Raw genomic sequence first — 10,525 nt, forward strand, 5'->3', positions numbered from 1 at the left:
CCCGCCGGCGATGGCGGGCTCAGGCATCGATCCGCGCGTAGACGGCCGTGTCACGCGGTGTGCCGTCCACGCCCAGCGCATCGCGGCGCAGCACGCCTTCCAGCTCGAAGCCACAGCGCTCCGCCACGGCGCGGCTGCGCAGGTTGCGGGTGTCGCAGCGGATCTCCAGCCGCCGCGCGGCCAGCCGGTCGAAGGCCAGCGCCGTCAGCAGCCGCACCGCCTCGCTGACATGCCCCTGTCCCGCGGCCTCGGGCCGTATCCAGTAGCCGATCTCGAAACGCCGCACGCTCCAGTCCATGCGATGCAGGCCGGTGCCGCCCAGCAGGCGGCCGGCGCGGCCGTCGGGGCGGCGGGCGTAGAGCTGCCAGGTCAGGTCGCGGCGCGCGATGAAGTCGGCCTGCATGCGGCGCACCACCAGCTCGGCGCTCTCTGCCATGGGTGCGTCCTGCGCCCACACCATCCACGGGCGCAGGTGCGACAGCGACTGCGTGACGACGACGGCCAACTCAGCGCCCAGGCCCGGGCGCGGTGCCAGCAGCACGGTGCGTTCGCCGTCCAGCCGCTCGGGGATGTCGATGAGCAATGGATCGGTCATGCCGTGGCCACCTCCACCGGCTTGGGCAGCTCACGCACGCCGCGCAGCACCGGGTGGTGCCAGGCCCACACGGCCGTCAGCACGCAGCCCACGCCGGCAAAGCCCAGCGCCGTGCGCAGGCCCAGGTGCTCACCCAGCCAGCCGCCCAGCAGCGCACCGGGCGCGGCCGGCAGCAGGATGAGCCAGCGAACCGTGCTCGTCATGCGGCCCAGCATGGGCGCGGGCGTGACGGCCTGGCGCAGCGACAGGAAGTTGATGAACAGCAGCACCGCACCAAAGCCCCAGATGAACAGCATCAGCGCGAAGCTGGCCACGCCCCAGGCGCCCGACGGCGCGAACGCCAGCTGCAGCCAGCCCACGCCGCACAGCGCGTAGCCCATCACCATGCACGGGCCCGGCCCCATGCGCCGGCTGATGCGGTGGCCGTAGACGCTGCCCAGCACCGTGCCGGCGCCGATGGCCACGTAGGACCAGCCCACGGCCTCCGGCGACAGCTGCAGCTCGCGAGTGGCCAGCAGGATCTGCACCACCAGCGCCGAGTTCTGGAACAGGTTCCAGCCCGCCATGATGACGGCCATGCTGACCAGCAGCTGCCGGTCGCGCACGAAGCGCAGGCCGGCCTTGAGCTCGGCCCAGAAGTCCTGCACCTTGCGCGGCGGCAGCGCCTCCTGCACATGGATGCCGCGCAGGATCAGCACCGAGACCGCCAGCATCAGCGCATCGGCCGCCAGCGCGATGGGCGCACCCAGCAGCTTGATGAGCAGCCCCGCCAGCCCCGGCCCGGCCACGTCGGCACCCGACGAGGCCAGCGCGTTCTTCGCATGCGCCTCCACCAGCCGCTCGCGCGGCACCACCTGGGTCAGCACGATCTGCGCGGCGCTGCCGGCCGTCGTGTGCACGCTGCCGATGACGAAGCCCACGACGTACAACCAGCCCATGCCCAGCACGCCCAGCCACGCGGCCACCGGCACCGAGGCCACGGCCAGCGCCATCATGGCCTCGCCACCGATGTAGACGGGCAGCTTGCGCACGCGGTCCAGCAGCACGCCGGCAGGCAGCGAGAACAGCGCGAACGGCAGCACCTCCAGCGCCTGCAGGATGCCCATCTGCGTGGGCGTGGCATGCAGCATCACGGCCGCGGTCAGCGGCAGCGCCAGCAGCGTGATCTGACTGCCCAGCGACGAGCACAGGATGGACGTCCACAGGCGCCGGTAGACGAGGTCGCGCAACAGGTCGTTGGGCGCGAGGGTGAAATAGGAGGTCAGACGGGAGAGCATGACGGCAAGGGCTCCGGGACTCGACAGGCAAGGCGCGCCGGGGAGGCGCGGCGACGCGGCACGGGCAGGCGCGTCAGTCGAGGTCGAGCAGCTTGGTCATGCGGCGCATGCTAGCAGCGCGGCCGGGCGTCAGCTGTCGCGCACGCGAAGTTCCAGGTAGCCCGTCGCGGCATCCCAGGTCCGGCCCAGCGAGCCCGGCGGCAGCGGCGCGATGAGCAGCTCGGCCGTCGTGTGCACCACGCAGCCGGCGCACACGTGGCCGCCCCACAGGCGGCCGGCGGCATCCGACACGCTGGCGTGCAAGTGCACGCCGTCGGGCGAGAGGCTGCCGCTGAGCGTCAGCACCTCCAGCGGGCCGTCGAGGTGGGTCGGCCCGGCGTCACCGGCGAGGCGCAGCTGCGCCTGCGTCAGGCTGCCGATGCCGGCGAGAACGAAGCCGGTGCGCGCCGACAGCGCGCCACGCAGGTCGTCGCCCGGGAGAAGACGCAGCGCCTGCAACATCACCACCCCACGGCAGCGCCGTCGCGCCGCGGGTCGCTGGCGGCCACGTAGCCCTGCGTGCCCGGGTCGCCCAGCCGCCAGATAAACTGGCCGGCGCCGAAGTCCTGGTAGCTGTCGTGGATGTCGCCGATCTCGTGGCCCCGCGCTCGCAGTCCTTCGATGGTGGCTGCCGGCATGTGCGGCTCCACGTTGATGGACAGGCCCTCGTTGAAGCGCCAGCGTGGCGCGTCGCAGGCGGCCTGCGGGTTCTGGCCGTAGCAGAGCATGCGCACCAGTGTCTGCATGTGGCCCTGCGGCTGCATGTTGCCGCCCATGACGCCGAAGCTCATGACCGGCGCGCCGTCCTTCGTCAGGAAGGCCGGGATGATGGTGTGAAAAGGCCGCTTGCCCGGCGCGACCTGGTTCGGGTGGCCAGACTCCAGCGTGAAGCAGTGGCCGCGGTTCTGCAGGCTGATGCCGTAGCCCGGCAGCACCAGGCCCGAGCCGAAGCCCATGTAGTTGCTCTGGATGAAGCTCACCATCATCCCGGACTCGTCCGCTGCGGTCAGGTAGATGGTGCCGCCCTTGACCGGGTTGCCGGCGCCGAAGGCCTGCGCGCGGTTCGGGGCTATGAGCCTGGCCCGTTCGGCCAGGTAGCCGGCATCCAGCAACTGCGCCGGGGTGACCGTCATCGCGCGCGGTTCGGCGACGAAGCGGTACACGTCGGCGAACGCGAGCTTCATCGCCTCGATCATCAGGTGCTGGGCCTCGGGGCTGTCGACGGCATGCGCCGTGACGTCGCAGTGCTGCAGCAGCCCCAGCGCCATCTGCGCCGCGATGCCCTGGCCATTGGGCGGGATCTCGTGCAGCGTGTGGCCGGCAAAGTCCTGCGCCAGCGGCGTGACCCATTCGGGCCGGTAGGCCGCGAGATCGGCCTCGGTCAGCGCGCCGCCGGTGTCGTGCGCAAAGCGGGCCAGCGCCTGGGCGATCTCGCCGCGGTAGAAGGCCTCGCCACGGGTTTCGGCGATCAGCTTCAGGCTGCGCGCCGCGTCCTCAAAGCGGAACAGCTCGCCGATCTCGGGTGCACGCCCCCGGGGCAGGAAGGCCTGCGCAAAACCCGGCTGCGATGTGAGTTCGGGCAAGGCCGCAGCCATGGCCCACTTCCCGCGCACGATGGGCGGCACCGCGTAGCCGCGCTCGGCGATCTCGATGGCCGGCTGCATCAGGTCGGCGAACGGCAGCTTGCCGAAGCGCTCGCTCAAGGCTGCCCAGCCGCCCACGGCGCCGGGCACCGTCACCGAGCCCCAGCCCCGCTTGGGCATGACCTGACCCTCGAAGAAGCCCGGCGTCCACGCCGACGGCGCCGGCCCGGACGCGTTCAGGCCGTGCAGTTGCCGGCCGTCCCACAGGATGCAGAAGGCGTCCGAGCCCAGGCCGTTGCTGCAGGGCTCCACCAGCGTCATGCACGCAGCCGCGGCGATGGCGGCGTCGACGGCGTTGCCGCCTTGTCGCAGCACCTGCAGGCCGGCCTGCGCCGCCAGCGGGTGCGACGTCGACACGATGTTGCGGGCGAACAGCGGGCTGCGGCGGCTGGCGTAGCCGGCGCTCCAGTCGAAGCGATGTGGTGTGTCCATGCACCCGATTCTGCGCGTGTAAGGCTTTGCAACGCCGTCAACGCGGCGCGAAGAGCCGTCGTTGTGGACACAAGCTTTCGCGAAGCCCAAGCAACCCGAAACACCACCCTGGAGCCCTCAAGATGAACACGCTGAAGACCACCATCGCCACCGCCCTCATCACGCTCGCATCCGGCGTTGCCCTGGCGCAAAACCCGACCCCGGCCCCGGCTGCCACGCCGGCTCCGACGGCCCAGCCCGCGGCCATGACGACGGCTGCTGCCACCCCGGCCCCCGCGGCAACGCCCGCAGCCAAGCCGGCCCCGGCCGCCACGACCGCCGCCGCACCGGCAGAAGCCGCCAGCGCTGCCAAGCATGCCCACAAGCATGCGAAGAAGCACGCTGCAGCCAAGACCGACGCCAAGGCCGAGACCAAGACGCAGTAAGCGCAACAGCGCTCCGCGCAGGCCGCAGCTCCGCAAGGGCTGCGGCCTTTTTCGTGCAATGTTGCCGCCGCGGGTCGTGAACTCTGCCGCAGAGCGCGCCCTCACCCCCCGCGTCAAGGCGTGATGCGAAACGGGCCGACTTCCTAGACTGCCGGCCATGCGTTTTCTGACCCGTCTCCTCGCCACTGCCTGCACCTGTTTCGCCGCCACCGCCGCCCAGGCCGCGCCCATCAGCCTGGGTCTGGACCCCAGCCTGAACCTGGTGGCCTTCGGCAACATGAACGTCGGCAGCAGCGACGTCGAGGGCCGCGTGGCCGTCGGCGGCAATGCCAGCATCAACGGCTACTCCATCAACACCAAGACCGGCTCCAACGCGCTGTATGGCGGCACGGGCCTGGTGGTGGGCGGCAACCTCAGCTTCACCAACGGCACCATCTGGGGCGGCGCCACCGTCGGCGGCAGCTACGCGCCCAACAGCAGCGGCAACATGATGGGCAGCACGCCCTCCGGCCAGGGCTTCGCGTTCGCCACCGAGCAGCAGCGCCTGTCCGCGCTGTCCGCCTCGCTGGACGCGCTGACCAACACCGGCACGGCCGTGGACCAGTGGGGCACGCTGCACTTCGACGCCGCCGGCCAGATGCTGGCCATCTTCGACATCCTGGCGATCGACGCGGCCAAGAACCTGCAGATCGACAACCTCGCCAGCGGCGCGCAGATCCTCATCAACATCCACGGTGCGACCGTGGACTTCGGCAACCACGGCTACACCGGTTTCAACAAGGGCCAGGTCCTGTTCAACCTGCCCGACGCCACCCAGATCACGCTGAACGGCGGCATCAACGCCTCGCTGCTGGCCACCCAGGCCAGCGTGGGCCAGGGCTGGGGCCAGATCAACGGCCAGGTCGTCGTGAAGGACTGGAACAGCAGCGTGCAGGTCAACGACGCGCCGATGCCTGTGACCGCCACGCCGCTGCGCAAGCTGCCCGAGCCGGGCTCGATGGCCCTCGTCGGGCTGGGTCTGGTGGTGGCGGGCCTGATGCGGCGCCGCCGCTTCTGACGCTCAGCGGATCGGCGCGAGCTCCCGCATCGCCTTCACGGCACCGGCACCCACGCCGGCGCCAAAGCGCTTGGCCAGCCGCTCGGCGACGTTGTCGCGCGGTGTGTAGTCGATGACGTCTTCGGCCTTCACGACCTCGCGGGCCACGTAGTCGAGGTTGCCGAAGTGGTCGGCCAGCCCCAGCTGCACGGCCTGCTCGCCATTCCAGAACAGCCCCGAGAAGGTGTCGGGCGTTTCCTTCAGCCGCTTGCCACGGCCTTCGCGCACGACGGCGATGAACTGCTGGTGGATCTGGTCCAGCATGGCCTGGGCATAGGCCTTCTGCCGCGAGCTGACCGGGCTGAACGGGTCCAGCATGCCCTTGTTCTCGCCGGCGGTCAGCAGCCGACGCTCGACGCCCAACTTGTCCATCAGCCCCGTGAAGCCGAACCCGTCCATCAGCACGCCGATGGAGCCGACGACGGAGGCCTTGTCGACGTAGATCTCGTCGGCCGCTGCGGCGATGTAGTAGGCCCCGGACGCGCACATCTCCTCGACGACCGCGTAGACCGGCTTGCCGTGCAGCTGCTTCAGACGTTTGATCTCGTCATGCACGATGCCGGCCTGCACCGGGCTGCCGCCGGGCGAATTGATGCGCAGCACGACGGCCTGGGCCGAGTCGTCCTTGAACGCGTCCTTCAACGCGGCCAGCAGCTGCTCGGCACTGGCCTCCGTGTCGGCGGCGATCTCGCCCCGCACCTCCACCAGCGCCGTGTGCGGCGCGGCGGTCGTCGTCACGTGGCGCCCCTGCAGCCACAGGCTGTAGACCAGCATGCCCGCCAGCAGCAGCCAGAACAGCCGGAACACCGTGCGCCAGCGCCGCTCCAGCCGCCGCTCGCGCAGGAAGTCGCGCGCCAGCTGGGCCAGCAGTGTCTCGTTGTGCGGCGTGAGCTGCTGCGGCGGCACGCCGACGGGGTCGGCGATGGGCGGCGGCAGGGAGTCGTCGGAGGTGCTGCTCATGTCAATCTTCAAAAGCGGGTTTGGTGTCGCGCGTCGGGTGCCAGTAGACCTCCCCTTCGCGCTCGGTGAGTTCGATCTTGGTCAGCCGCCCACGGTTGCAGGGGCCCATCAGGCACTGGCCGGTCAGCGGGTCGTAGACGGCGCCATGGATGCTGCACATGATGAAGCGCTTGTCGCCGTCCAGGAACTCGCCTTCCTGCCAGTCCATCTCGGTGGGCACGTGGGCGCAGCGGTTCAGGTAGGCCACGGCCTGGCCGTCGAAGCGCAGCGCGAACGCACGCACCGGCTCGCGCCACTGGATGACGTCGAAGCTCACAGCCTTGCCGCGCTCGGCCAGGTCGGCCGACGCGCACAGGCGCTGCGGCGGCTTGACGTCGACTTCAGGCATGGGCGATCAGCCAGTCGTGCAGCTCGCGCGTCGAGTGGGCGACGAACAGCGGATTGAACTTGGCGAAGGTCTCGTGGTCATGCGCGCCAAAGCTGACCGCGACGCACGGCGTGCCGGCGTTGGCGGCCAGCTGCAGGTCGTGCGTCGTGTCGCCGATCATCAGCGTGCGCTCGGGCTCCACGCCGAACTCGCGCATCAGCTCCAGCAGCATCTGAGGATGCGGCTTGGAGCGCGTCTCGTCGGCCGTGCGCGTGCCGTCGAACAAATGGCCCAGCGCGCTGGACGCCAGCACCCGGTCCAGGCCCACGCGGTTCTTGCCGGTCGCGACGGCCAGCCAGTGATGGCGCGCCTTCAGCGCCTCCAGCATTTCCAGGCTGCCCTCGAACAGCGACAGCTCGTGTTCGGAGCCCAGGTAGTGGTGGCGGTAGCGCAGGCCCAGCTCCGGGTAGCGCTCTTCGGGCAGGCCGGGCACGGCGTGCTCCAGCGCGTCGCGCAGGCCCAGGCCGATGACGTACTTGGCGCGCTCGAACTCGGGCTCGGGCAGGCCCAGGTCCACGGCGGCACGCTGGATGCAGCGGGCGATCAGCGCGGTGGAGTCGAACAGGGTGCCATCCCAGTCGAAGGCGATGAGGTCAAAACGTTGGGGACGAAGGCTCATCACGCCATTGTCGGCGCTGCGCCGAAGCCGGCTTTGGCATCCCCGCTACAATCCCGGCTCGTCATTGGGGAGTAGCCGTCCTGCCCCCGCAGGAGCCTGCGTCAACACACTTGGTCCGATGGACCATGGCGCAGGCAGCTCCAGAGCCTGGCAAGACCTTTGACCACACTGCCTCCGGTAAGGGCCGGGCGGCAGCGTGGTCTTTGGTTTCGTGTCGGCCCTTTGGAGAATCTCTTGGAAGCTTTCCTCGTGTCCACCGGCGTCGTCGCGCTGGGTGAAATGGGCGACAAGACGCAACTTCTGGCCATCGTGCTGGCCGCCACGTTCCGCAAGCCACTGCCCATCATCCTGGGCATCTTCGTCGCCACCGTGCTGAACCACGCCGCCGCCGGCCTGCTGGGTGGCTGGGTGGCCCATGCGCTGGGACCGGACGTGTTGCGCTGGGTGGTGGGCCTGTCCTTCATCGCGATGGCGGGCTGGATGCTGATCCCGGACAAGCTGGACGACGACGAGGCGAGCGCGAAGCGGCAGCGCTTCGGCGTCTTCGGCACGACCGTGATCGCGTTCTTCCTGGCCGAGATGGGCGACAAGACGCAGATCGCGACCGTCGCGCTGGCCGCCCGCTACACCGACGTGGTGCAAGTGGTGCTGGGCACCACGGTCGGCATGATGCTGGCCAATGCGCCGGCCGTGTTCCTGGGCGACAAGATCGCCGCCAAGGTCTCGATGCCGCTGGTGCACGCCATCGCGGCGGTCATCTTCGCCGTGCTGGGCGTGCTGACGCTGATCAACGCCGGTCGGCTGTTCTGAGGATGGTGACGGCCAGCACGTATGCGGCCGCCAAACGCACCTTGACGGCAGCGGCCGATCAGAGCGGTGCGCCAACAGCTCGTCGATCCGGCTGACCTTGTGAGTCGGCAAGCGATCCAGCACGTCCTTGAAGTCGGCGTACGGGTCGCGCCCCTTGATGCGGGCTGAGTGCAGCAGGCTCTTGATGGCCGCTGCTCGCTTGCCCGCCCGCAGGTTGCCAGCGAAGAGCCAATTCGATCTCTCGACGGCGATTGGGCGGATCTGGTTCTCGACCCAATTGTTCGAGATCGGCACGTCGCCATCGCTCACGAAGTGCGTGCGGCGGTCACTGCGCAAGTTGCTCCAGCTCGTCAATCACCTCCGCCATGAAGCGGGCACCGGTGGCAAGGAATGCCTCCACCGAGACATCCATGGAGGCCAGGAGACCGAGATTGGCGATGCGCAACGCCTGGTTTAGATCCGCGCGACTGGCCAGCAGCGCGCGCATCCCAGCGCCAGCACCCGCAGCGAGCTGGTGTGCTTGGTCACCAAACTTGGCCTGCAGCGCGATCCACATGCGACCAGCCCAGGCACCGAACTCGTCCGCGCCGTCCCGATGGTCTTGCTGGTTGGTCAGATAGGCGAGCGCCAGCACGCGCCCGAGGTCCTTGTTCGAACGTTTCCAGTCCGTGTTGGCGATCAACGTGTCGGCGATTGACGGGTGATGCAGCAGGTTGGCCAGCGCCATCATCTCGGGCCGCGCAATGCGCACGCCGTGCACATTGTCCAGAGGCTCCCATTCCGCCAGCGCAAGGAAGTCGAAGCTGCAGATCGCAAAGTGCCCGATGCTCGTCTCCACGCGACGCAGCTTCTTGCCGGACGCGCCAGGCTCGAAGGCGGGCGGCGCCGAAAGCAGCTCCAGGAACCACGGGGCGGTCGTCTCTCCAGGCGGACGCAAGCGGACCATTGGCAGGTCCTTGTCGTCGTCTTCCCTCTTGCCCGGTCGACTCCACTTCGAGCCCCCGCGCAGCTTCCAGTCGGCTCGGATCAGCTTTTCGGTGACTTCAGCCGCCGCGGCGATCGCCTTCGAATGCGGCGAGAACAGGCAGTCCACGTCCTTGGTGCGAATAGCCCGCGCGCCGTCGCTGGCGAAGAAGTGGTAGCCGGCCGCCAGGCTGCCGATGATGATGACGTTGCAACGCACATCGGGCGGCAGCGCCTCGGCCACCTGGACCAGCACGTCGGACGGAGACAGGGCCCCATCCAGCTTCATAGTGCCTTCCTCGCTGTCTCATACAGCTCGTACGCGAACTCCTCGGCCTCCGCCTGCAAGTCCAGATCTTCCAGGTCGGCAAGGCAGTCCAGCCGGGCGGCCAGCTCGGGTTCGTTCTCCACGATCTCGGGCGGGCGGCAGTCGCGCTGCATGTGCAGCACCAGCGCAGGCTTGCGGTTCTGGTCGTCGGTGCGTAGCAGGCCAGCGTCCAGCTTGGCCACGAAGCGCTGATCGCCGTCATAGACGCTCAGGTCCAGGCGCGGCGCCGCTGTAATGTTGAGGTCGGGGAAGTAGCGGGTAGCGCCCAGCACCCCGGAGATGGCCACTTTGCTCGCGCCCCGCTTGCTTCGCAGGGACAACAGACGATCCGCCATCGCGCTGGGCATCCGCGCGTTGCCCGTTGGATCGACAAAGCGAACGGACTTGCGCGCGCCGGCGTGTTCGTCGGCCAGCTTGCGCAGCGCCAGCGGCCGCAGGCCATGCAGCACGATCGGACCGTCCCGCTCGCCAGTCACGACGCCCAGCTTCTGCAGCTCGATCAGCGCGGCGTCTGCCGTTTGGTAGCTCGCTCCGGTCTGCCGGCGCCAATCTGCGAGCGTGAGCGGAGGCAAGCCACACAGCGCGCGCTCCACCAGCGCGGCTTTGACTTGCTGGCGCGTGACGCGTGCCGCAGCGGCCACAGCGCCCCCTTCGCGCACCGCGTCGAACAGCGCCTTCATGAACGACTGGCCGGTCTCGGGGGATTCGCCGTCCAGGTACATCACCTCCCCGGTCTTAGCAGCAGCCAGGTACAGCCTGGCAGCGAGGTCGGGACGCACAATAGTGCGAAAGCGGTCCAGTTCCGCGCGGAGGCGGGCGCCGGACAAGCGGCTGTCGGCGATAACGCACAGGCCGGTGGCGGGACGGGGAGAGATGCTCACCGCGTAGGCGAGAGCCACCAATGCCTCCCG

At 69.4% G+C, this 10,525-nt stretch carries 12 protein-coding genes, 1 pseudogene and 1 riboswitch; of the genes and pseudogenes, 3 read left to right on the top strand and 10 right to left on the bottom strand.

What is annotated here, in order from left to right; all coding sequences use genetic code 11:
* Positions 1-19: 19 nt before the first annotated feature.
* From AC1Q7O_RS21665 to AC1Q7O_RS21680, 4 genes are all read right to left on the bottom strand, one after another.
* The gene (locus tag AC1Q7O_RS21665) at positions 20-595 is read right to left on the bottom strand and encodes a GNAT family N-acetyltransferase (RefSeq protein WP_492660560.1); all 576 of its coding nucleotides are present in this window, start codon (positions 593-595) and stop codon (positions 20-22) included.
* On the bottom strand, positions 592-1,872 hold the full coding sequence (locus tag AC1Q7O_RS21670) for an MFS transporter (protein ID WP_492660559.1): 1,281 nt from the start codon (positions 1,870-1,872) through the stop codon (positions 592-594). Before AC1Q7O_RS21670 ends, AC1Q7O_RS21665 begins: the two co-directional genes overlap by 4 nt.
* A 129-nt stretch (positions 1,873-2,001) precedes the next feature.
* Complete coding sequence (locus tag AC1Q7O_RS21675) at positions 2,002-2,373, bottom strand: PPC domain-containing DNA-binding protein (protein WP_492660558.1); 372 nt, start codon at positions 2,371-2,373, stop codon at positions 2,002-2,004.
* Entirely contained in the window at positions 2,373-3,986 is a 1,614-nt protein-coding gene (locus tag AC1Q7O_RS21680) for a gamma-glutamyltransferase family protein (protein ID WP_492660557.1), read from the bottom strand. The genes AC1Q7O_RS21675 and AC1Q7O_RS21680 overlap by 1 nt, the downstream gene beginning before the upstream one ends.
* A 122-nt stretch (positions 3,987-4,108) precedes the next feature.
* Between AC1Q7O_RS21680 and AC1Q7O_RS21685 the strand changes: the two genes are divergently transcribed.
* Together AC1Q7O_RS21685 and AC1Q7O_RS21690 are read left to right on the top strand one after the other, a co-directional pair.
* A complete protein-coding gene (locus AC1Q7O_RS21685) occupies positions 4,109-4,411 on the top strand; it encodes a hypothetical protein (RefSeq protein ID WP_492660556.1) in 303 nt (100 codons plus the stop codon).
* 157 nt (positions 4,412-4,568) lie between these two features.
* A complete protein-coding gene (locus tag AC1Q7O_RS21690; RefSeq protein WP_492660555.1) occupies positions 4,569-5,468 on the top strand; it encodes a choice-of-anchor A family protein in 900 nt (299 codons plus the stop codon).
* A 3-nt stretch (positions 5,469-5,471) separates the two neighbouring features.
* Here the strand turns inward: AC1Q7O_RS21690 and AC1Q7O_RS21695 are convergent, their stop codons facing one another.
* The 3 genes from AC1Q7O_RS21695 to AC1Q7O_RS21705 are packed head-to-tail and all read right to left on the bottom strand — an operon-like array spanning position 5,472 to position 7,513.
* A complete protein-coding gene (locus tag AC1Q7O_RS21695) occupies positions 5,472-6,467 on the bottom strand; it encodes a S49 family peptidase (RefSeq protein ID WP_492660554.1) in 996 nt (331 codons plus the stop codon).
* 1 nt (position 6,468) lies between these two features.
* Positions 6,469-6,855 carry a Rieske (2Fe-2S) protein gene (locus AC1Q7O_RS21700; protein WP_492660553.1) on the bottom strand — a complete coding sequence of 129 codons (387 nt, stop codon included), beginning with the start codon at positions 6,853-6,855 and terminating at the stop codon, positions 6,469-6,471.
* Positions 6,848-7,513 (bottom strand): HAD family hydrolase, encoded by a 666-nt coding sequence (locus AC1Q7O_RS21705; RefSeq protein ID WP_492660552.1) that lies wholly within the window; start codon positions 7,511-7,513, stop codon positions 6,848-6,850. The genes AC1Q7O_RS21700 and AC1Q7O_RS21705 overlap by 8 nt, the downstream gene beginning before the upstream one ends.
* A gap of 53 nt (positions 7,514-7,566) precedes the next feature.
* A riboswitch (yybP-ykoY riboswitch) is annotated at positions 7,567-7,742 on the top strand.
* Between the two features lie 5 nt (positions 7,743-7,747).
* On the opposite strand from AC1Q7O_RS21705, the gene AC1Q7O_RS21710 reads away from it, so the two are divergent.
* A complete protein-coding gene (locus AC1Q7O_RS21710) occupies positions 7,748-8,323 on the top strand; it encodes a TMEM165/GDT1 family protein (RefSeq protein ID WP_492660551.1) in 576 nt (191 codons plus the stop codon).
* 63 nt (positions 8,324-8,386) lie between these two features.
* On the opposite strand, the pseudogene AC1Q7O_RS21715 reads toward AC1Q7O_RS21710, so the two are convergent.
* From AC1Q7O_RS21715 to AC1Q7O_RS21725, 3 genes and pseudogenes are all read right to left on the bottom strand, one after another.
* Positions 8,387-8,641: pseudogene (locus AC1Q7O_RS21715) on the bottom strand (IS66 family transposase); the annotation flags it as partial.
* Between the two features lie 7 nt (positions 8,642-8,648).
* Positions 8,649-9,575, bottom strand: coding sequence for a hypothetical protein (locus AC1Q7O_RS21720; protein WP_492660550.1), 927 nt, complete (start codon positions 9,573-9,575; stop codon positions 8,649-8,651).
* Positions 9,572-10,513, bottom strand: a complete 942-nt coding sequence (locus AC1Q7O_RS21725; protein WP_492662740.1) for a hypothetical protein — start codon at positions 10,511-10,513, stop codon at positions 9,572-9,574. Before AC1Q7O_RS21725 ends, AC1Q7O_RS21720 begins: the two co-directional genes overlap by 4 nt.
* Positions 10,514-10,525 lie beyond the last annotated feature (12 nt).

The sequence above is a fragment of the Roseateles sp. GW823-FHT07B05 genome (genome assembly GCF_058794515.1).

Coding starts and splice junctions, on each gene's coding strand:
- AC1Q7O_RS21665 (WP_492660560.1), bottom strand. CDS start 595: ATGACCGATCCATTGCTCATCGACATCCCCGAGCGGCTGGACGGCGAA.
- AC1Q7O_RS21670 (WP_492660559.1), bottom strand. CDS start 1,872: ATGCTCTCCCGTCTGACCTCCTATTTCACCCTCGCGCCCAACGACCTG.
- AC1Q7O_RS21675 (WP_492660558.1), bottom strand. CDS start 2,373: ATGTTGCAGGCGCTGCGTCTTCTCCCGGGCGACGACCTGCGTGGCGCG.
- AC1Q7O_RS21680 (WP_492660557.1), bottom strand. CDS start 3,986: ATGGACACACCACATCGCTTCGACTGGAGCGCCGGCTACGCCAGCCGC.
- AC1Q7O_RS21685 (WP_492660556.1), top strand. CDS start 4,109: ATGAACACGCTGAAGACCACCATCGCCACCGCCCTCATCACGCTCGCA.
- AC1Q7O_RS21690 (WP_492660555.1), top strand. CDS start 4,569: ATGCGTTTTCTGACCCGTCTCCTCGCCACTGCCTGCACCTGTTTCGCC.
- AC1Q7O_RS21695 (WP_492660554.1), bottom strand. CDS start 6,467: ATGAGCAGCACCTCCGACGACTCCCTGCCGCCGCCCATCGCCGACCCC.
- AC1Q7O_RS21700 (WP_492660553.1), bottom strand. CDS start 6,855: ATGCCTGAAGTCGACGTCAAGCCGCCGCAGCGCCTGTGCGCGTCGGCC.
- AC1Q7O_RS21705 (WP_492660552.1), bottom strand. CDS start 7,513: ATGAGCCTTCGTCCCCAACGTTTTGACCTCATCGCCTTCGACTGGGAT.
- AC1Q7O_RS21720 (WP_492660550.1), bottom strand. CDS start 9,575: ATGAAGCTGGATGGGGCCCTGTCTCCGTCCGACGTGCTGGTCCAGGTG.